We start from the raw sequence: 22,608 nt of genomic DNA, 5'->3' as shown, positions 1-22,608 counted from the left end.
ATATGGAAATACAGTATACTATCTTTAAAAGAAAGGTGGCTTTTATCCCTATTGCCTTATTTTTTTTACTGAGTTTATTCACTACAAACCTATACGGGCAATTTAACTTTGCTGTAGGCCAGCTAACAGGAGTTTCGCTGATTAATCCTACTTCTTTACAATTTGGTCCTGATGGCCGTTTGTATGTTTCACAACAGAACGGAATAATCAAAGTGTTAACCATTGTGAGGGAAGGGCCAAACACTTACACAGTAACTTCCACAGAAACTATTACTCTTATTAATAGTATTCCTAATCACAATGATGATGGATCAGCAGCTGCCAGTGTTACAACAAGGCAAGTAACCGGTATACTAGTTACTGGTACTGCTGCCGACCCTGTATTGTATGTAGGGTCTAGTGATAGCCGCATTGGGGGGCCAGGAGGGAATGGTGATGCAAATTTAGATACCAATTCAGGTATAATCTCCCGCCTGACAAAAAATGGAAGTTTATGGGAGAAAATAGATTTAGTTCGTGGCTTGCCTCGCTCTGAAGAAAACCATTCTATCAATGGGTTGCAGTTAGATACACAAACGAATACGATGTATGTGGCTGTGGGTGGCTTTACTAATGCTGGTGCGCCCTCAAGTAATTTTGCATTTATTACTGAATATGCCCTTTCTGCTGCTATCATTTCTGTGGATTTGGATGCCATAGATGCGATGACTACTAAAGGTACAAGTAATAACAGATATAAATATGATTTACCTACGCTGGACGATCCCACCCGTACAAATAATGCCGATGGGACTGATATTAATGATCCTTTTGGTGGCAACGATGGATTAAATCAGGCTAAGATCGTTATTGGGGGGCCAGTACAAATTTATTCACCAGGGTATCGCACACCTTATGATTTGGTTATTACAAAAGCCCGCCGTATGTATGTAGTAGATAACGGTGCAAATCAAGGATGGGGGGGACATCCAGCTAATGAAGGATCTAATGGCAATGTAACAAATAATTATATACCTGGAGAACCCGGATCTTCCAGCCCAGGCCCAAATGATGACGCAGTTAATAATTTAAATGGATTTGAATATATTGGCAATATAGATACGTATGTGCCCGGAAGCTATTATGGGGGACATCCTACGCCTATTCGTGCTAATCCGGCAGGTGCGGGCTTATATACACACACAGGTTCCATTACAGGTGGAGTTGGCGTATGGCGCACAAGCAAAACCGGAGCAAATCCATTACCAGCTGACTGGCCTCCAGTTCCGGTGAGTATGGCTAATCCTATTGAAGGTGACTTTCAAAATCCGGGAGAAACCGATCGTACTTTAATAAACTTCTCACCATCTACCAATGGATTAGCAGAATATACAGCCTCTAATTTTAATAATGCATTAAAAGGAGATATACTTGCCGCTGGCTTTTTCGGAGATATTTATAGAATCAATTTGAATACAGCAGGCACCGGTGTTTTAAACAGATTAGCCGGGAAAAAGGAAAATCAAGATCCCGCCTTTGCTTCCGGTTTTGGAGCTGAGCCATTGGATATAACTACACAGGGCGATAATGATATTTTCCCAGGTACGGTATGGGCAGCAACCTATGGAAGTAGTTCAATTGTAGTTTTCGAGCCCCAAGATTTCCAACCGGATGATTGTACAGGCCAGGACAATGCAAATGATGATGATAGCGATGGCTATACTAATGCGGATGAAATTGATAATAATACCAACCCTTGCTCAGCAGCCAGTAAGCCTGCTGATTTTGACCGCGATTTAGTTTCGAATTTAAATGACCTTGATGATGACAATGATGGTATAGCAGATATTCAAGATTACTTTGCACTCGATGCTGACAATGGAATAGCAACTACACTACCTATAAACTATGACTTGTTTAATAATGATCCTGGTACAGGACTTTTTGGATTAGGCTTTACAGGATTGATGAGAAATGGTACAACTAATTATTTGCAACAATTTAATGAAGATAATTTAATTCCTGGAGGTGCTGTTGGTGCATTTTCAGTAGTGGATGCTTCTATAGGAGATGCCTTGGGTAATCAGAATAACCAGGAAAATGCGTTTCAATTTGGTATCAATGTTGATTCTAATACAGAGCCTTACACGGTTCGTGCACGTATGCTGGGTGCATTTTTTAATAATCAAACCCCTGCAAATTTCCAGTCACAAGGTGTGTATATAGGAACCGGAGATCAGAATAACTATATTAAAATTGTACTGAACGCAAATGGGGGCACACCAGGAATAGAAGTAGTGTATGAAAATGGAGGTGTTCCGGTTATCCAGCAATACAGTATTGGTGTGCTGCCTTCGCAAAGTCTGGATTTACTATTAGCGGTTAATCCAATCGCAGGTACTGTACAGGCGAGATATGCCAAAAATGGCGGTACAGTTGTTTCTATTGGCTCTCCTATTGCGGTAAGTGGTCCATTATTAACGAGTATTCAATCAACACCTGCTCTGGCGGTAGGGATTATCTCTACTTCACGAGGGGCTACTCCTTTCACTGCAACCTGGGATTTTATCCATGTAACCTACAATAGCAATCAGGCACCTATCTTGCTCAATGAAATTCCAGATCAAAATGCAAAAGTAGAGGTAAACTTCAATTTTGTTGTCGCTGATACTACGTTTACAGATGAAAATGGAGATAACCTAACTTACTCAGCTACGCTGTCAAATAACAGTGCATTACCTGCCTGGTTAAAATTTAATGGAAGTACACGCACTTTTAATGGAATACCCACCAGTAATAATCCTTCTACAATAAATGTAAAAGTAACTGTAAACGATGGCAAAGGAGGAACAGCCAGTGATATATTTGCAATAAGTATTGCTCCTTCAAGTAATGCATCTGCTTTATACCTGGTGAATGCAGGTGGACCGGAGATTAATTATAACGGTAAAATCTGGAGTGCGGATCAGTACTTTACAGGAGGAGAAACGTATTCAAATTTCAACATTGAAGATATTGAAGGGACAGCTGATGATGATTTATATAAAACAGAGCGTAATTCTCCAACCAAACAATTTAGTTACAATTTCCCTGTAGTAAGTCCGGATACCTATACTGTGAAACTACATTTTGCAGAAATTTATATGGGTGCCACAGGAGGCGGATATGGAGCAGCGAGAGAACGTGTATTTGATGTAAATATAGAAGGTGGTACAATAGAATTAGACGATTTTGATATTTATGAAGAAATAGGTCCTATGAAAGCAGTTATTAAAACTTTTAATGTAACTGTTACAGATGGTATGTTAAATATTAATTTCACTGCCACCATAGATCAGCCTAAAATTTCTGCCATTGAAATATGGCCTTATACTGGAAATTCAGAACCAACGCTTGTAGCTACTCCTACTTCAGTCCATTTCTTCTCACAGCAAGCAGGGACTACTTCCACACCGCAAACAATATCGATCTCTAATACTGGTATGACTGCATTAAATGTAACAGGTGTTACTATTACAGGTGCAAATAGCAGTGAATTTCAACATGATTTTACTGCATCAACCACAATTGCGGCTGGTGCTTCGATTCCAATACAATTAACCTTTACACCCATTTCTTTAGGCCTAAAAACAGCGCAATTAAATATTACCCATACCGGTACAAACCCCAAATTAACCATTAACTTAACAGGAGAAGGACATGATAATGCAGCTTGTTCAGCCACCGGTAGTATCTTGAGAGAATTATGGAGCAATGTACCGGGAACAGAAGTAACAGCTATTCCTGTCAATACTACTCCAAGCTCGGTTTCTCAACTTACTATTTTTGAAACCCCGGGTAACATAGGAGATAGTTATGCTCAACGCATCAGAGGCTTTATTTGTCCACCGGCTTCGGGCAACTATACTTTCTGGATCGCAGCTGATGATGATTGTGAGCTGTGGCTGTCTACCAATGACAACCCGGCCAACAAACAACGGATTGCTTTTTCCACCAGCTGGACAGGTTCCAGGGAATGGACCAAGTATGCTACTCAGAAATCAGCCTTAATAGCTTTACAAGCCGGACAGAAGTATTACATCGAAGCTTTACACAAAGAAGGAGGAGGAGGAGATAACCTAGCTGTAGGCTGGCAGTTGCCCAGTGGCATCATGGAACGTCCCATTGCCGGAAGCAGATTGTCTCCTTTTACGTTGATACCGACAGTAGATGCAGGCGAGGATCAGATTATCAGTTTGCCTACCAATAGTGTTGCGCTCAATGGATCAGCCAGTGGTGCGCCTGTGAATAGTTATGCCTGGAGTCAGATGAGTGGACCCAATACAGCTAACTTCAGCAATGCCACTATTGCTAATCCAATGGTGAGTGGCTTGATCCAGGGCACCTATGTGTTCAGGTTGTCTGTTAACCAAAATGCAGCTTTCGATGAGGTTAGTGTTATAGTGAATGCTATCCCTGCTAACTGTTCAGCCACCGGCAGTATCCTAAGAGAACTATGGACCAATGTACCGGGAACAGAAGTAACAGCTATTCCTGTCAATACTACTCCAAGCTCGGTTTCTCAACTTACTATTTTTGAAACCCCGGGTAACATAGGAGATAGTTATGCTCAACGCATCAGAGGCTTTATTTGTCCACCGGCTTCGGGCAACTATACTTTCTGGATCGCAGCTGATGATGATTGTGAGTTGTGGCTGTCTACCAATGACAACCCGGCCAACAAACAACGGATTGCTTTTTCCACCAGCTGGACAGGTTCCAGGGAATGGACCAAGTATGCTACTCAGAAATCAGCCTTAATAGCTTTACAAGCCGGACAGAAGTATTACATCGAAGCTTTACACAAAGAAGGAGGAGGAGGAGATAACCTAGCTGTAGGCTGGCAGTTGCCCAGTGGCATCATGGAACGCCCCATTGCCGGAAGCAGATTGTCTCCTTTTACGTTGATACCGACAGTAGATGCAGGCGAGGATCAGATTATCAGTTTGCCTACCAATAGTGTTGCGCTCAATGGATCAGCCAGTGGTGCGCCTGTGAATAGTTATGCCTGGAGTCAGATGAGTGGACCCAATACAGCTAACTTCAGCAATGCCACTATTGCTAATCCAATGGTGAGTGGCTTGATCCAGGGCACCTATGTGTTCAGGTTGTCTGTTAACCAAAATGCAGCTTTCGATGAGGTTAGTGTTATAGTGAATGCTATCCCTGCTAACTGTTCAGCCACCGGCAGTATCCTAAGAGAACTATGGACCAATGTACCGGGAACAGAAGTAACAGCTATTCCTGTCAATACTACTCCAAGCTCGGTTTCTCAACTTACTATTTTTGAAACCCCGGGTAACATAGGAGATAGTTATGCTCAACGCATCAGAGGCTTTATTTGTCCACCGGCTTCGGGCAACTATACTTTCTGGATCGCAGCTGATGATGATTGTGAGCTGTGGCTGTCTACCAATGACAACCCGGCCAACAAACAACGGATTGCTTTTTCCACCAGCTGGACAGGTTCCAGGGAATGGACCAAGTATGCTACTCAGAAATCAGCCTTAATAGCTTTACAAGCCGGACAGAAGTATTACATCGAAGCTTTACACAAAGAAGGAGGAGGAGGAGATAACCTAGCTGTAGGCTGGCAGTTGCCCAGTGGCATCATGGAACGTCCCATTGCCGGAAGCAGACTATCGCCTTTTGTTAATAATGCATCAGCTAGAGTATCCAACGAAGTATTACAAGAGGAAGCTCCTGGAATTATTGCATATCCAAATCCATTCTCTTCTACAATAACATTAGAACTTAAGTCAATAGAGACTGAACAAGTAGCTTTGGAAATCTATACCAGCCAGGGTACACTGGTTACTAAGTTATATAGTGGAGAAATAGAAGCAAATAAGTTATACAAGTTTACACTAAATGGTGAAAAGTTAAGTAAAGGCGTTTATATGGCTCGCTTGGTTACTAAGAAAAAAGTGGTATATGAAAAGATAGTGCTGTTAAAGTAATCGAATAAAAAGCGGAATAATTTATTTCAAATAGAACTGAAGCAAGCAAAATTAGGATGAATAAGATTATTATATTTTTAATCTTATTCATCCTAATTTTATTATATAGCATAATGACCTTAAGTTTCAAAAAAGCATTTTACCCTGTAAACTATTACCTAAGCAAATATTATCATATCACTAGACCTTCAACTTTGCTTAATTGTTTGTGAGCATATTTCATATGTTGTATTTCTATAAATATAAATGTCAATTCTTAAATAGAAAAATGTGTACTAGTATTTCACATGTATATGTCTTAGGTATATCCAATTTCTGAAAAACTCTCTCCATAAATAAAAGTAGGAAAATTCAAAAAAATCAACCTAAAACCAGTTATTTGCTAAATAAATTTGATTCATCTTGTCGTATTCGTGTTGTTTGATAAATATATTTGATAAATGCGATGGATAAGCTATATACATTGTACTTCTAAAAACCTTTGTAAGGTAGATTGAAATTATTATATTTTATACAAGAATTTGGTGTGTCCAAAATACTGTTTCATCGAAAAATTACATATACCAAATTGTAAGTCTTTATTTTTGCATAACCTTTCCAATCCTATCACCTAAAGCATAATAACATAAAGGCCTAACTATTAAACACATTAAGGTTTGTCAAACTTTAATAATACAAATGGCTAAGCAATGTATACACAACTCCAAAAGATATAGCACCTCCAACATATTAAATCTTTCAATACCATTCAAATAATGGATTGACTTGAGCAATAGTTTGCAAAGATGTAAATGGATTTTTCTCTTTTATTTAAAATAGTAAAAAAGACTGTTATATTTTCAGTATGTAAATTATAATACCCTATTTGACCTTTTTTAGATAAAGTTGTATCTACCTGTAAAATAAAGCATAGAAATATATAAGTAGCCTTCTATATAATGCATAAATTTCTTTTAACTAATAATACAATGGTATCAATCCGAATCTTGTTTTTTTGCTTGCTAATTTTCTCTATTGCTTCCTGCATTAGTGGTAAAAAGCTAGTTAATTTACAGGATAACGAAGCTGACATAATAAATTCTGGTAAAGAAGTGGGTAAAACTTTCAAATTGAAAGATACAGAATACCATTTGAGGTCAGGCGACCGGATTATGGTTCGTATATTTAGCTTAACACAAGAAAAGTTCAACTTTTTTGGTGCTCCGGAAATAGAATTAAAGCTGGATAAACAAGGCCGGGTTGAGCTACCTGTTTTGGGATATATACAAGTAGGAGGGCTTACCATCCGAGAAACAGAAGAAAAACTAAAAGAATTATCAATAGATTATCTGAAAAGCCCTACGATAAGCATCAAATTAACTAATTTTAGCTTTACTATATTAGGTGAGGTAAATCAACAAGGCACATATACAGCTACTGAAGCTAAAGTTAATTTATTAGAAGCGCTAGGCCGGGCAGGAGGATTAACCGACTTTGCAGACCGTGCCAATATCCGAATAATTCGCCACGAAAATGAAACAGCCAAAATATTTAAATTAAATGTGCTGGAAGATAATGTATTACTCTCTGACCAATACTTCTTGCAGCCAAATGATATTGTTATGGTAGATCCTTTAAAAGCGAAGAATGTTCGACAGAATCAAATGAGTACCATTAGTGTTATTGTGTCTGTAGCTGCAAGCATAAGTCTGATTTTATTCCAAATCTTAAAATAATAAATTTGTGGCAGAAGATTATGTAAATAGCCAAAATCAAGATAGCTTTTTTGAGCTGCGTAAAATAGCAGAGAAAGTTTTTCGTAAATGGCATATACTGGCATTATCTGTATTTATATGTTTAGCTATAGCCTATCTTGTAAATAGATATACCGTTCCTGAATATTATATTAGTACCTCCATTTATGTAAAACAACCCAAAGAGAACCCCAATATTGCTGCTCTGTTATTCGAACAAAATGCAACTGGAACCAATTTAGCTGCTGAGGTAATTAAACTTAACTCGTTTTCACTAGTTGAAGCTACTGTAAAAAGTCTGACTTTAGAAGTATCATATTTCAAAGAGGGAAATATCAAAGTTTATGAATTATATAAAGATAGCCCTATAACAATTGTACCAGATACTACTTCAGAGACCATTCCATATAATCAACCTATTATTTGCGTAATCAACAACAAAAAAACTTTCTCAGTGAAGATGAATGAGGAAGACGTTAACTTTAAAAATAAAACTTATGCATTTGGAAAGGCAGCAAAAATTAATGGTTTTACTTTTACTGCTTACTTAAATAATCTTAATGTCATTGAAAATGAAGAAATAATATTTCAGGTAAATGATATCAATAACATTATACAACATTATCAAGATAACCTGGGTATTGAAGCAGATGATAAAGAATCCTCTGTAATCTTTCTTTCTATGATAAGTGAAACTCCGGCAAAAGAAATAGACTTTTTAAACCAGCACGTAATTAATTTTATTAATGAAGATATAAAAGAAAAGAATATTGCCTCTGATAAAACGGTAAACTTTATTAATCAGCAACTGGCAATGAATACTGATTCTCTTGATTTTATTGAGCTTCAGTTAGAGCAATTTAAAGGTCAGAATCCTTCTATTGATCTGAGCGAACAAGGAAATCAATTATATACAGATATACGTGCCCTAGAACAGGAAAAGGCAAATTTATTAATGGCAAACCGCTATTATGATTTTATTACCAGTACTTTACAACAAAACAATGAGGTTGATCAGATTGTAATCCCTCCTTACTTATCCATAAAAGATCCAGGCTTAGAGGCAACTATTGAAAATCTGGTGGCCACTCAACTAGAAAATAAATTATTAAAGTCAGATAATAAATTAAAGAACCCTTATATTCAAGTTAATGAACAGAAAATAGCAGAGCTTAAAAACAGTATTCAGAAAAAAATACAAGGCTTGAAAGCGGCTAATGCACTTACCATTAACAATATAACTAATAAAATAAATACTCACCTAGCCTCACAAAAGGAATTACCATCAGCTGAACGAAAATTAGTAGACATCAAACGAAATTATGTAATCAGTGAAAGTTTAGTACAGTTTTTAATGCAGAAGCGGGCTGAAGCTGAGATCACAAGGACTTCTAACACCTCCGATTTTAAAATAGTGGATCGTGCCAGGGTATCAGGTGTTCCTATTAAACCACGCCCAATGAAGAATTACCTGACTGCCATAATTATAGGTCTAATTATTCCAATTGGCCTCATATTTCTTACTGACTTATTGGATACTAAAATTGCTACAAAAGATGATATACTCAAGTTATCAGCTTTACCGGTGTTGGGTATGGTGGTACATAGTAAACTAAAAAATAAATTATTGAATGATGAAAATCATAAAAGTGCCTTAGCAGAGTCATTTCGCTCAATCAGGTCAAATCTTAGCTTTTTATCCAGCAGTACGAATCAGTCTAAAATAATCTTGGTTACTTCTGCTGTTAGTGGCGAAGGTAAATCATTTTGTGCAGAAAATCTGGCCTCTATATTGGCGGCAGCTGGCAGAAAAACTGTTTTAATTCAGGCAGACATGCGAAAAATAAATGAAACTGAATTATCGGCTGATTTAAAGATATTAGGCTTAAGTAATTATCTCGCAGGCAATGTTTCCATAGTTGATATTATCAATCCAACTCAAATACAAAACTTATCTCTTATTCGGTCAGGGCATATACCACCAAATCCTGCAGAATTGATACTAAGTAGTCAGATGCGTAAACTTTTAAATGAGATTCATAATCAGTTTGATTGTGTTATCATAGATACTCCACCTATTGGAATTATATCTGATGGCCTGGAATTGATGAAGTATGCTGATATTAATATTGTTGTTGTAAGGCAAAGTTATACTGAGAAGTCTTTTTTAGCTCATTTGAACGATATATATCGGATTCATAAGATACGTAATATGGCAATTTTATTGAATGATATGAAGATGGATAATTTGATCGGCTATGGTGTCTCAAAATATGGTTCCTATTATTATCAAGAGCAGAAGAAATCAAAAAAATGGTGGCAGATACTTAATAAAAATTAACGCTCCTTTCGTTTGTAATTTTCGACATACAAATAAAATTTATTGTCACTTAGATTAGTACAAAACCAATGTTTTTTTCAGCATCTACTAATAGAGCCTATCATTGGATAAAAGTGATTTCTAAATTTGCCTCTGTTCAAATAATAGCACAGGGTCTTAATTTAATTTCCGGACTTTTTATTATCCGTTTGTTAAGCAAAGATGAGTATTCTTACTATACGATAGCAAACACTATGGTAAGTATGATGAATGTATTGGTAAGTAGCGGCATTAGCATTAGTATGACTTCTATTGGGGGAAAGATTTGGAAAGATCAATATAAATTCAGCCAGCTAATAATTACAGCTACTCAATTAAGAAAATATTTAGCTGCAATAATCATTGTAGCAGTAGTTCCTGTGCTGATTTACATGCTTTACAGCAATGGAGCCCCATCTTATTATTCAATTCTTATTACAATAGCTCTTTTATGGGGACTATATTATGAATTAACTGCCGGTATTCAAATTATAATATTAAGATTACATTCAGAAATTGCCCGTATTCAAAATATGGAATTATGGACGTCCTTCATCCGTACTTCTCTTATACTACTCTGCTATTTCACTTATCTAAATAGCTTAATAGCTATTTTGATTGGCTCACTTGCTCTTGCAATAAGACAGTTATGGTTAAGTAATTGGACTAACAGTTACATTACTGCTGAAGCAGGAACTAATATAGAATACCAGCAAGATATAATAAGAATTATTAAACATCAATTTCCAAGTACATTGTATTACTGTTTTCAAGCACAAATAATGATATGGCTTATTGGTGTTTTTGGCAAAGCCGAGAATATTGCTGAAGTAGGTGCTCTTGGCCGAATAAGTGTTATCTATGCAATTATTGGTTCAGTTTTAAATTCTATAATATTGCCAAAATTTGCCAGCTGTCAGGAACCGCGACAATTACTGCAAAAATACTTTCAAATTATTTTACTTTACTTAAGTTTCTGTCTGTCACTGCTAATAGCTTCTGCATTTTTTCCGGATCAGTTCTTATGGGTGTTAGGCAATAAGTATGCTCATCTTCAAAAAGAATTAGTATTGATTTCTTTAAGTACTGTTTTAAGTAATGTTGTGGGAGTTATGTGGTCTCTTAATGCTACTCGTGGATGGGTAAAAAACTCTTGGTTTTATATACCTATAACCCTTCTTCTTCAGGTTTTCCTGCTTATATATATGGACGTTAGTTCTTTAAATGGTGCCATACTATTTGGATTAATTTCTGTAATACCATATTTCTGTATCAATATATTTCTAACAGTAAAAGGTTTCTTTACATTTTTTAAGGATTCTATAGTAAAAGTTGAAAAGGTTTAATTTATAGGTATTAGTATATTTAATAAATACTCTGATAATAAGTAAAGTATATACTAATTGTATCCAAACTATATAAGGAGAAAATGGAATAATTAAATCATACGGATAAATTAGTCAGTATTTTCCTGTCATTTCAATACGTATCACATATAAATTTAAAATATTAAATACAGGCATCAATTGGAATTATGGAACCGGAAAAGAAAAAGTATACCATAAGCGTAGCACTTGTTACCCGGAATAGAGCAGATTCTTTAGAAAGATGTTTAAGAAGTCTGCATCAACAGACCGTTCAACCCTTCGAAATAATTATTTCTGATGACTCTGACGATGAAAAAAAAAATGAAACAAAAATACTCGCAGATAAATGGAATTGTAAATATATAAGTGGTCCAAGAAGAGGATTGTATGCTAATAGGAATTATGTCGCTTTAGTTTGCAAAGGTACACATATACGTACCATGGATGATGATCATGAATTTCCTAAAGATCATTTTGAGAAGTGTTATAATGCCATTAACAATGATCCAAATTCAATCTGGATTATTGGCGAAATATATCCAGATACAAAAAATCCGCTGCTATTACCACCTCCTTGCCCTGGCCAGCTTCATCCACGTGGATATTCAAGTACGCCTTCTGATTCGCAAGATTGCTGGGCAATATCATGTGGAGCTAGTATATATCCTGCACAAATCTTCAAAAATCAATTTTTAAATGTTGAGTTTTTTAAGTTCGGAGCTTCTTATTTAGAATTTGGCAGCAGATTACACTGGCTTGGATATAAAATTAGGCAATTGGAAGATACTTATATTATACATCATTATGATAAAAATAACCGATCTTTTTCAAATAGAGAATTAGAATTATCTTCTATGTTTTTCGCTGTATTTTGCCATTCCTTTATTTATCAAAGAGGATTAAAAAATAAGCTTTTAACTGTAGCTGAAGTACTCAAAAAAATAATTTTCGATCAAAAAATCGCTTTACACTCACTATCAAAAGCTTTGCATTATTTTAAATTACACAAACAACATATCAGACGAAGTATAGCATATAATAAAACAAAGAATTAGTTATGTAACTTAACTAGTATCTGCAGAAAATCTGTATGTAAGCTATATCAAGTAGTAATCTTATTCATCATAAATCGTATATATTGAAAATACTTTTCATTACAAATAATTTTCCTCCAATAATAGACGGTGTTGGAGATTACACTGCACATTTAAGTCAACAATTTATTAAAAATGGACATAGTGTTTATATAGTTTGCTCAACAACGAATAATTCTACAACCAAACCTATACAAAAATCTCATTTACAAGTTCTACCTATTATAAAAGATTGGTCATTGGATGCAGTTTATAAACTTTCAAAAGAAATAAAATACATCCATCCAGATTATATTTCTTTACAATATGTGCCCCATGCATTTAATCATTATGGGATACCTTACAGTATATGTGTATTGATGTTTATATTAAAACTGTATGGATATAAAATAACAACCACTTTTCATGAGGTAGCTATACGTTTTGATTGGAGACAACCAAAGTATATCCCAATAGCAATTAATCAAAGATTAATCTCATATTTTTTAGCTTTAGTTAGTAACTATAGCATTACAAGTATTGCTTTATATAAAAAAATGCTAAATGCTTTTACTTCAAAAATATATCAGATTCCAATTGGAAGTAATATTATTCAGCATGAAGTTAACCATGAAGAAGTAGAAACGCTAAAAAGAAAATTAAAGCCAGAAGACGAATTTTTGATATGTACGTTTGGAGCTAATGCCAGAAGACATGATGTCTTATTGAATGTAATTGCGCAACTGAGTTCAACCTATAAAGTTAGGTTGTTACTCATTGGGAAATTTCCCGAATTATGGATTCAACAAATGCTAAAAGAGGCTGAGAAGTTAAAAATTTCTGACAATGTAGTTGTAACAGGATATCTGTCTTCTGAAGATGTATATCGCCACCTTTTATGTGCAGATGCTTTCATACAATTAGAAAATATTATGTATGATAATTGGGGAGGAGTTAGCACTAAAAGCGGCACTTTAGCAGCTGCTTATATGGCAGGGCTTCCGATAATAGGAACTAAAGGAGATATGACTGACAGTTTTTTTTCTGACGGACACAATATTTTATTATGTAATAATAACACTTTGCCTGAAGTTACTTCTAAAATAATTAGTCTTATAAATTCAGATAGCCTCAGAAAACATTTAAAAAGTAATGCTTACAAGACCTTTTATGAATACCTAGACTGGGAAAAAATTTACTATAATTATTTTCACCTGCTTGTCAATAATACTTCAGCCTATTAATATAAATTCCGGTGATAATTAATGAAAATTCTTATTTATTCTGGCCCATTTTATCCTAAAGTTGGTGGGATGGAAACTACCTCTTTAATTTTAGCTCAACAATTTCATTTGGCAGGTAATGAAGTTAAATTAATAACTGTGACCCCAGGCAACACAAATTCTGATAGACAACATTTTGCTTATGAGGTACTAAGAAATCCGTCTTTATGGAAAATGCTAATACTTATCTGGGAATGTGATATCTTTTTTCATAAAGGCATCAGTTTAAAAGCTTTCTGGCCAATTGTTTTTTTTCGAAGAAAATTTGTGGTGATGCATGAAACATGGTATAGCAGAGATCATAATGGTAAAAAAGGATGGCAGGACCAATTAAAATTATTCATTTGTCGATATATAGTAAATGTTGCCATCAGTAAATCAATAGCTCAGCGTATTCCAGCCAAAAGCTATGTAATTCCCAACCCTTATGAAAGTAGGATATTTACTAAAATAGAAGGAATACTCCGGAACAAAGAACTCATATTTCTAGGAAGAATCGTTTCTGATAAAGGAGTAGATATTCTACTATCAGCACTTTTTTTACTTAAAAAAAGAAATATAACTCCAGTGTTATCAATAGTAGGAGAAGGGCCAGAAAAAGATTCATTACTATTTCAAGCAAAACAATTGAAAATAGTTGACCAGATACAATTTATGGGTTTGAAAAAAGGCAAAGAACTTGTTAACATATTAAACGAACATCAGATTTTAGTTGTGCCCTCCAAATGGCCGGAGCCATTTGGTATCGTTTCTTTAGAGGGAATTGCTTGTGGATGTGTGGTAGTAGGATCTGAGCAAGGAGGACTTAAGGATGCAATAGGATCTTGTGGTGTTACTTTCCCTAATGGAAATGCAGAAAAACTCGCTGAAACATTGTATTTATTATTAACAGACCAAACAAAGCTATTGGCTTGTCGGAATAACGCGTCTTTTCATTTGAAAAATCATTCTGAAGAACATATCGCAAGTCTTTATCTTACTATATTTAAAGATTTAGTTAACCAGAATTGAAGCTTATCTTATGAAGAAAAATATATTAGTGAGCTTTGGTTACCCATAATTACAACATTTTATTAATGTGCAGTTTTATGCTATAAATTACTTCAGTTCAACAAAGCTTTATGACATATAGATAAACACTGATATAATTATTCTAATGAAATCATAACTCAAATAGCCAATTCTTTTACATTGACCTTAACTAATAAAGTTGAACATAAAGCAGTTATTTTCAGGCATCTGCTCATTTATTTTTATGCGTTTATTTTATTAGAAGGCATATTAAGAAAATGGGTGGTTCCTGGTTTGGCTACACCTTTATTTTTTGTTAAGTATATTTTTTCATTTGCCTGTCTTATATTTTTTTTTACTAATAAAAGGCAAATCAAAACCAAACAATACCCATTCATTGGTATAGTAGTTTTTCTGTTATTTTATTGTTTTCTTGAACTTTTTAATCTGGATTATAGTGGAACAGTACTGGTAGGCATCATAGGATTAATTGTGCATTTTGGTTTTTTATCTGTAGCTATAGTCATACCTTTAGTGGTATACAGAAAAGAACATATAAAGAATACATTATTTATTCTTACTATTATCTGTCTAGGTATTTTCATACTTGGAATCATTCAATATTTTTCTTCACCTTACGGCTTCATTAATAAATATGTAAGTGATGATCCTTCATCGATTGCATTGGTTGGTAAATACCCCAGAATTGTAACCATTTTTTCTTATATAGGCACCTACACTTCCTTTCTCAATTTTGTTCTCATATTACTCTTATTACAGGTAATTAGTATAACTCAAATTAACCTGAAAAGCATAATAATAGTAGCTACATTTTTATTAGGCATTGTTAACATCTTCATGACTGGATCCAGGGGGCCTGTAGGATTATTTTTTATTATGGCAACAATCATCTTTTTCATGTATGCTGTGAGTCTTCAGGGTAAGAAAGTCTTATCATATGTATTTAACTTTTTTATACTTTCTGCACTCATGTATTTTGTTGCTACCCAGACTGAAGCAGGAAGTGCCTCAGTTGGTTCATTTATGGATCGTGTCGAAAACAGTGATAATGTAGGAAGTAGAATTGAAGATGCATTTAATCCGTTCAAGTATCTTGATCAAGCTGGATTAATCGGCTTTGGTTTAGGAACTACTTACCAGGGAGCTCAGTCTTTAATGAAACCGAGTGGGCCCCTTCCCTCTTATGAAGAAGAGTCTGAACGCTTAGTTTTAGAAGTAGGTTTAGTAGGTTTTATCCTTATTGTTGTAATGAGAATGTCAATATTTCTATATTCATTCAAAACCTATAGAATGATGAAAGATCCATTCTTAAAATTAATAGCCTTATCATTATTAATTCACCAAATTCCTACTGTGTTAATATTTAACATGCAGGTATTCAATTGGTTAGAAAATGTTGTTTATTGGACAGAAATAGGAATATTAGTGTCTATCAATATTATCGCTCAGCATGAAAAAAATCAGTATACTGGTATCACACCCCTCTAGGCAGCATGTACATCAGCTCTGCTATGCCTTACAACAAAAAGGATACCTCAATAAATTTACTACATCTATATGGTATAAACCTGATAGTTTCCCTTTTACAATAGTACCTTCATTACCTAGTTTTTTTAAGAAAAGGCTTACAGGCTACCTTCTAAAACGTTACTTTAAACCGCTTAATAATGATTTGATATATATATTTCCTTATTCAGAGTTTATATATAGAGTATTAAGTATTATTTTTAAAAAAGAAAATGTAAGATGGATTTCCTACAGTGATAGACTATATGACTGGTATGTATCGAGACAAATAACTAAAGAAAAAGTAAATATTGTCATTGGTTATGAAAACGCATCTTTATTAACTTTCAAAGCGGCAAAAAATTCTGGCAAAATAACAGTATTAGATTTGGCGCAGGTGCATCATAAATTGATAGAAAAATTACGGGATGAATATACTGATTTTAGAAAAACGCTATCGTCTGATACATTATTTGCAGAAACTAATTCGCTTAAAACCGAGCATTACAAGTATACAGATTATGTTTTTACCCTTTCTACTTTTGCTAGACAAACGTTAGTTGATGCAGGCTTTCCAGAGAGCCGAATCTATACATTGAATCTAGGTTTTGATCCAAATAATTTTGCTTTAAAATCACAGTATAATACCTCAGCCACCTTTAAACTACTTTTTGCAGGGACATTAACCAAACGAAAAGGTATACATCTCTTTCTAGAGGCTTTACGTCAACTGAGCTTACCGGATATACAACTTACTTTAGTAGGACCAGTGGCGGACGCACAAGATGTATTAGATTTATATGAAGGGGAGTATGTTCATATACCTTTTCTCCCACACAATGAGTTAGTAACTTATTACCAAAATGCTGATGTATTTATTTTCCCTTCTTATCTGGATGGATGGGCGATGGTGGTATTAGAAGCAATGGCATGTGGTACACCGGTAATTATTTCTGAAAACACTGGAGCTAAAGATGCAGTGGCTAAAGGAGGAGGTTTTATAATTCCGATTGATAATATAGATGCTATCAAAGAAAAGATATTATTCTTTTACTATAACCGTGATCAAATCAAGAAGATAGGCTTACAAGCTTATGAAATAGCTCAAACCTATACATGGCAAAGTTATTATTTACAGGTCAACAAAGCTGTTGAAGATATTTCAATCCGTGAGTCACAGCTTATCTATTCATAAATAATCGTTGTAATCTATTCTATGCAACATCTTGTTTTTATTAACTCTCATCCTATCCAGTATAATGCTCCTTTGTATGAGAAAATTTCCTGCGATAATGAAATTAATCTTTTGGTTCTGTATTGTTCCGATGAGAGTATTCAAGGTGCCAAAGATAAAGAATTCAATGTGGGAGTTAAATGGGATATACCTCTACTAAAAGGCTATTCATATAAATTTTTAAAGAATTATTCATGGAAACCCTCCATACACAATGGGTTTTTAGGATTAATAAATTTGTCAATTATTACTGAGTTACATAAGATACCTAGAAGTATAATAGTAATACATGGCTGGGCATATTTTACAACCGTACTTGCTATTATTCTAGGAAAAATGTATGGACATACTGTTTACCTACGGGGCGAAAGCCCATATAACCAGGAAATTTTAAAAGGAAAAAAGAACCAGTTATTTAAAAAAATATTTCTTAAAAATTTCCTTTTTCATTTTGTAGACAAGTTCTTATACATTGGAGAACAGAATAAACGCTTTTATTTATCTATGGGAGTTGATGAAAGTCAATTAATTTTTACCCCGTATGCAGTAGATAATGAAAGATTTCAAAACTCCTATAAAATACTTCAAAAAGAAAAAAACAGTCTGAAGGAAAAGTTTAACATACCCTTACACCATAAAGTTATTTTATATGTTGGAAAATATATTGCTAAAAAACGCCCTATAGATTTATTATCAGCATTCAAAAATTTGAAACAAAAAGATGTAAGCCTAATAATGGTTGGTGAAGGAAAACTGCGGACCGAGATGGAGTATTTAATTCAAAATGAAAATATAGCAAATGTGTATTTAACAGGTTTTGTTAACCAAGCAGAGATAATTCAATATTATGCTATAGCAGATGCATTTGTAATGTGTTCGGATATTGGAGAAACATGGGGGCTGTCTGTAAACGAGGCTATGAATTTTTCTTTACCTATTATAGTATCTGATATGACAGGATGTTCCATAGATTTAGTAAAAAACGGAATAAATGGATTTGTTTTTGAAACAGGGAATATAGCTCAACTGACCGATTATTTAGCTAAAATATTAAGCTTGTCTGAAGAAGAATTAGCTATGATGGGCAGTAAATCCTTTAATCTCATTTCTAATTATGGTTATGAAAATATTATAACCAATATTAAGCAAAGAACCTGGCAGGATAAAATAATTACATCTTAGTTAGTTGTTTTCTAAATAATAAATTAATCTCAAAATCTTGAAGAAGATACTCATTTTTAGCGAGTCATTTGAGCCAGCTTATAAAGGTGGCGGAGTTCCACAATCATTAGTTAACCTTGTTAAAAGTCTTAGTAATATATTCCGGTTTTATGTAATTACATTGAATCATGAATATAGAGCACCTAAAGAACTATTAGAAGGAATAGAAACGAATCAATGGACAGATGTTTATAATAAAGGCAAGGTTATTTACTTAACTAGAGAAACAATCGGTTTTCAAAAAATAAAAAATCTCATTCATTCAATCCAACCAGATATTATTTATTTAAATGGATTTCATGAATTTTATTTTGTCATAGCGCCTCTGTATCTAGCCAAACAAATGAACATAAATGTAGTAATGGCCCCTCGGGGACTATTACATCCAGGTGCTCTGGCAATAAAACCTTTTAAAAAGAAAATGTATCTAGAACTTTTTAAAATGGCCAATATGCATAATAAAATAAGATGGCATGCTACTGACCATCAGGAAATATTAGATGTAAAAAAGACATTTGGCCAGAAAGCAGAAGTTATTTTAGCTAACGACACACCTGACTTAACAACCTATCCCATTACACCTATTATTAAAAAAAGTAAGAGTCTTAAGTTAGTTACTATTTCACTGCTGGCACCAAAAAAAAATCATTTGCTTGTTTTGAAATTATTGTCAGAACTGAATTTTCTGATAGAATATGATATTTATGGACATATATATGATCAAGATTACTGGCTAACCTGTCAAAATTTAATTGCAACCTTGCCATCGAACATAAAAGTAAATTATAGAGGTGGAATTAAGCCGAAAGAGGCCTATTCAATTTTATCGCGATATCATTTTTTTATTATGCCTACTTTCGGCGAAAATTTCGGGCATGTAATATTTGAGTCTCTAAACGCTGGCCGCCCTGTTATAATAAGTGATAAAACTCCTTGGAGAAACTTAGAAAATTTTGGTTCTGGCTGGGATATACCTTTAGAAAGACCAGACTTACTAAAAGAAGCAATCATTGAAGCATTTGAGATGGAGCAAAAACAATTTGATTCTTTAGCTGAGGGAGCACAAAAAATGGCACAACGTTATATCAAAGAATCAACATTCACTGAGGATTATAATACTTTATTTATAAGCAATGATTAGCATAGAAAATTAATTAATGATATCCTGAATTGATAAAAAATACACTACAGCCAATAAGTATTCTATTCTGATAAGTAGATTTATTATTTCTCGAAGACAATCAATTTAAATCAAATATATACTTTAAAGGTTTAATCTGATTACAAACTAATATACACTAGAAGAAAAAAATAAACAGATTACATATGCATCCAGGTTTTTCATTTGTTATATTGACATATAATGAAAAATTACATCTTCCACGGTTATTATCTTCAATTAAAGATTTACATGCATCAATTTATATTTTGGACTCAGGAAGTACAGATGAGACTCTCTCTATTGCCAAAGAATTCGGTGCAACTGTACTTACAAACAAATTTGTAAATCACCCAAAACAATGGGATTACGCATTAAAAAATTTTAGTATAACAACACCCTGGACTATTGGCTTAGATGCTGACCATATCGTTAGTATTGAGTTATTTAAAAAATTAAAAGAGTTTGATCTGTTACAAATTCCTAAAAACGTTGATGGTATCTATTTTAATAGAAAAAATTTTTTTAAAGGACGTTGGATTAAACATGGTGGATATTTTCCTAAATATCTATTGAAGATGTTCCGGACAGGAATAGGCTATTCAGATATAAACGAAAATATGGATCATCGGTTTGTTGTACCTGGTAAAACACTTATTTGGGAAAAGGGATATATATTAGAGGAAAATCTAAAAGAGAATGAAATAAGATTTTGGATAGAAAAGCATAACAGATATAGTGATCTTACTGCCATTGAGGAAGTAGAGAGATTTGAAAAACTTAGAAAACAGCAGGTTAAACCTGATTTTTTTGGGAGCCCAGATGAAAGGATAGCATTTTTTAAAAGTATATGGTGGAAATTACCTCTATACATACGGCCATTTTTATATTTCTTTTATCGTTTTATTTTTAAATTAGGCATTTTGGATGGTAAACAAGGGTGGATATTTCATTTTTTACAAGGCTTCTGGTTCAGATTAATTGTCGATATTAAAATCGAAGAAATTAAAAAAATAAAATAATATAAGTCAGTTTCTATAGGAAAGAAGCTGTTGAGGGTTTTATACATTCTATTGTTGTATATAATTATAATGAGCCATTTTAGAATCTGTGTAGACTTTTGTATAAAACTAATAGTCAACACAGATTTTCGAAAGTTTAAAAGTCAGTCAATAGTCAGCTAATTCAAAAGAAAGAGTTCAGTTCTATTACAACAGCCTTATTTTCAATATAGCTTCAATAAAATCCAATAAATCAGTTTATAATTAGGGGAGCAAAAGTAATATGGCAATTGCTTTGTTGTATAAAGCGATTAGGAGGTTACCTGATAATATTCTCAAATGATAGAAATATACAAGATAGCTACATAAATCAAGTTTTAATTATTTTGCAGACAATAAGAATTTATGTATATTTATTACTGAATTGTAAATTATTTATATATATGAAAAACACAATTTTAAAATCATTTCTTGTTGTCTCTTTTATTAGTTTTTTCAGTATGTCAAGTTTTGCACTTAAGCCTGATACTGATATTCCTCATAAAGGAAAAGATCATCCCAAAAAAATTCCTATAGATGGTGGGTTAAGTTTATTACTTGCTGCAGGTATTGGCTTAGGTGCTAGTAAATTTTTATTTCAGAAAAAAGAGACTAGTGAATAATTGGTTTCTTAGAAAGGATAGAATTATTAATTCCATCCTTTCTAATTTTAAATAACTTAACAAAGGTTTTTGATTAATTGGATAAGTAACTTATGCACTCTAATAAGCAACTATACAAATTTCTCATCAAGGCATTGTTTCTATATGTTTTATGGAATGTTATCTATCATAGCTGGATATCCAAAGATACTAAAGTCGAGGAAAAAATGACTTCTAGTATTGCCTTGGTAAGTAGTAGAATAATGAATTGGTGGGGCTACAATATGCAGTATAAAGACTATTACGAAAATAACCACTTTGAATACAGTGAGATTAAATATAATAACAAACCCTTAGTTCTTATTGCCAATCCGTGCAATGGGCTTAATCTTATTATGCTATTTATTGGTTTTATAATTGCATATCCAGGGAACTGGCGTTTAAAAGGTGTTTACATATTTTTTGGGAGTATTTTGATCTGCCTAATTAATTTAATACGTGTCCAGATATTGCTTTTAAACAGCATACATTATCAAAGTTCTTTTGAGTTCAATCATAAATATACTTATACTGTTGCGGTATATTTATGTGTTTTTGCACTTTGGATGATCTGGGCTAATCGGTTCAGTAATAGAAAAAACTTATTAATTTTAAATAAAGTTGCTAGTAAAACCTATTAGAACGAAGCACAAGATCTATGTATCTAAGCGTTTCAAAATAATACTTTCAATACTCCTTTTTGCTGTACAGATATTTTGTTATCAATTCTATTACGGCGATAATAAAGGTTATCTTTTTGATTTCATCAACAGTTTTTTAGATTTTTCATTTTTAGGTAATTATGGAGCTTTTTCCTCAAATAACCTTAAAAATATAGAACTTATCTTTTATTATTTCTTCAATGGATTGTTAACTATATCCATTATATGGATTGTTTACAAAAATACTATATCTGTTAAATTCTCTCTTTACTTAATATTGTTAGGCTTTTTTTTATATGTAAGTACAAACTTGCTCTGTA

General features: G+C 33.6%; 14 protein-coding genes. All 14 read left to right on the top strand.

Features of this window, described 5'->3' with window-relative positions; all coding sequences use genetic code 11:
- Positions 1–2: 2 nt before the first annotated feature.
- Positions 3–5,978: a PKD domain-containing protein gene (locus GXP67_RS03370; RefSeq protein WP_162441853.1), complete on the top strand. Its 5,976-nt coding sequence runs from the start codon at positions 3–5 to the stop codon at positions 5,976–5,978.
- A gap of 968 nt (positions 5,979–6,946) precedes the next feature.
- Positions 6,947–7,693, top strand: coding sequence for a polysaccharide biosynthesis/export family protein (locus tag GXP67_RS03365; RefSeq protein ID WP_162441852.1), 747 nt, complete (start codon positions 6,947–6,949; stop codon positions 7,691–7,693).
- Between the two features lie 7 nt (positions 7,694–7,700).
- Positions 7,701–10,052 carry a GumC family protein gene (locus tag GXP67_RS03360; protein WP_162441851.1) on the top strand — a complete coding sequence of 784 codons (2,352 nt, stop codon included), beginning with the start codon at positions 7,701–7,703 and terminating at the stop codon, positions 10,050–10,052.
- 68 nt (positions 10,053–10,120) lie between these two features.
- Positions 10,121–11,416 (top strand): lipopolysaccharide biosynthesis protein, encoded by a 1,296-nt coding sequence (locus GXP67_RS03355; RefSeq protein WP_162441850.1) that lies wholly within the window; start codon positions 10,121–10,123, stop codon positions 11,414–11,416.
- Between the two features lie 188 nt (positions 11,417–11,604).
- Positions 11,605–12,492: a glycosyltransferase family 2 protein gene (locus GXP67_RS03350; RefSeq protein WP_162441849.1), complete on the top strand. Its 888-nt coding sequence runs from the start codon at positions 11,605–11,607 to the stop codon at positions 12,490–12,492.
- An 83-nt stretch (positions 12,493–12,575) separates the two neighbouring features.
- Complete coding sequence (locus GXP67_RS03345) at positions 12,576–13,754, top strand: glycosyltransferase family 4 protein (protein ID WP_162441848.1); 1,179 nt, start codon at positions 12,576–12,578, stop codon at positions 13,752–13,754.
- A 21-nt stretch (positions 13,755–13,775) separates the two neighbouring features.
- A complete protein-coding gene (locus GXP67_RS03340) occupies positions 13,776–14,804 on the top strand; it encodes a glycosyltransferase family 4 protein (RefSeq protein WP_162441847.1) in 1,029 nt (342 codons plus the stop codon).
- A 180-nt stretch (positions 14,805–14,984) separates the two neighbouring features.
- Positions 14,985–16,313, top strand: coding sequence for an O-antigen ligase family protein (locus GXP67_RS03335; protein ID WP_162441846.1), 1,329 nt, complete (start codon positions 14,985–14,987; stop codon positions 16,311–16,313).
- A complete protein-coding gene (locus GXP67_RS03330) occupies positions 16,276–17,526 on the top strand; it encodes a glycosyltransferase family 4 protein (protein WP_162441845.1) in 1,251 nt (416 codons plus the stop codon). The genes GXP67_RS03335 and GXP67_RS03330 overlap by 38 nt, the downstream gene beginning before the upstream one ends.
- 21 nt (positions 17,527–17,547) lie before the next feature.
- Positions 17,548–18,747 carry a glycosyltransferase family 4 protein gene (locus GXP67_RS03325; RefSeq protein WP_162441844.1) on the top strand — a complete coding sequence of 400 codons (1,200 nt, stop codon included), beginning with the start codon at positions 17,548–17,550 and terminating at the stop codon, positions 18,745–18,747.
- A gap of 37 nt (positions 18,748–18,784) precedes the next feature.
- A complete protein-coding gene (locus tag GXP67_RS03320) occupies positions 18,785–19,927 on the top strand; it encodes a glycosyltransferase (protein WP_162441843.1) in 1,143 nt (380 codons plus the stop codon).
- A 185-nt stretch (positions 19,928–20,112) separates the two neighbouring features.
- Positions 20,113–20,967, top strand: a complete 855-nt coding sequence (locus GXP67_RS03315) for a glycosyltransferase family 2 protein (protein WP_162441842.1) — start codon at positions 20,113–20,115, stop codon at positions 20,965–20,967.
- 422 nt (positions 20,968–21,389) lie between these two features.
- Positions 21,390–21,608, top strand: a complete 219-nt coding sequence (locus GXP67_RS03310; protein WP_162441841.1) for an Fjoh_0651 family PID-CTERM protein — start codon at positions 21,390–21,392, stop codon at positions 21,606–21,608.
- 92 nt (positions 21,609–21,700) lie between these two features.
- Positions 21,701–22,267, top strand: a complete 567-nt coding sequence (xrtX, locus tag GXP67_RS38170; RefSeq protein ID WP_162441840.1) for an exosortase X — start codon at positions 21,701–21,703, stop codon at positions 22,265–22,267.
- Positions 22,268–22,608 lie beyond the last annotated feature (341 nt).

This window comes from Rhodocytophaga rosea (assembly GCF_010119975.1).
GTDB classification, from domain to species: domain Bacteria; phylum Bacteroidota; class Bacteroidia; order Cytophagales; family 172606-1; genus Rhodocytophaga; species Rhodocytophaga rosea.
Note: the sequence above shows the minus strand (reverse complement) of the source record. Positions and strands in the feature narration are given on the sequence as shown.

Coding starts and splice junctions, on each gene's coding strand:
- GXP67_RS03370 (WP_162441853.1), top strand. CDS start 3: ATGGAAATACAGTATACTATCTTTAAAAGAAAGGTGGCTTTTATCCCT.
- GXP67_RS03365 (WP_162441852.1), top strand. CDS start 6,947: ATGGTATCAATCCGAATCTTGTTTTTTTGCTTGCTAATTTTCTCTATT.
- GXP67_RS03355 (WP_162441850.1), top strand. CDS start 10,121: ATGTTTTTTTCAGCATCTACTAATAGAGCCTATCATTGGATAAAAGTG.
- GXP67_RS03350 (WP_162441849.1), top strand. CDS start 11,605: ATGGAACCGGAAAAGAAAAAGTATACCATAAGCGTAGCACTTGTTACC.
- GXP67_RS03340 (WP_162441847.1), top strand. CDS start 13,776: ATGAAAATTCTTATTTATTCTGGCCCATTTTATCCTAAAGTTGGTGGG.
- GXP67_RS03330 (WP_162441845.1), top strand. CDS start 16,276: ATGAAAAAAATCAGTATACTGGTATCACACCCCTCTAGGCAGCATGTA.
- GXP67_RS03325 (WP_162441844.1), top strand. CDS start 17,548: ATGCAACATCTTGTTTTTATTAACTCTCATCCTATCCAGTATAATGCT.
- GXP67_RS03315 (WP_162441842.1), top strand. CDS start 20,113: ATGCATCCAGGTTTTTCATTTGTTATATTGACATATAATGAAAAATTA.
- GXP67_RS03310 (WP_162441841.1), top strand. CDS start 21,390: ATGAAAAACACAATTTTAAAATCATTTCTTGTTGTCTCTTTTATTAGT.
- xrtX (WP_162441840.1), top strand. CDS start 21,701: ATGCACTCTAATAAGCAACTATACAAATTTCTCATCAAGGCATTGTTT.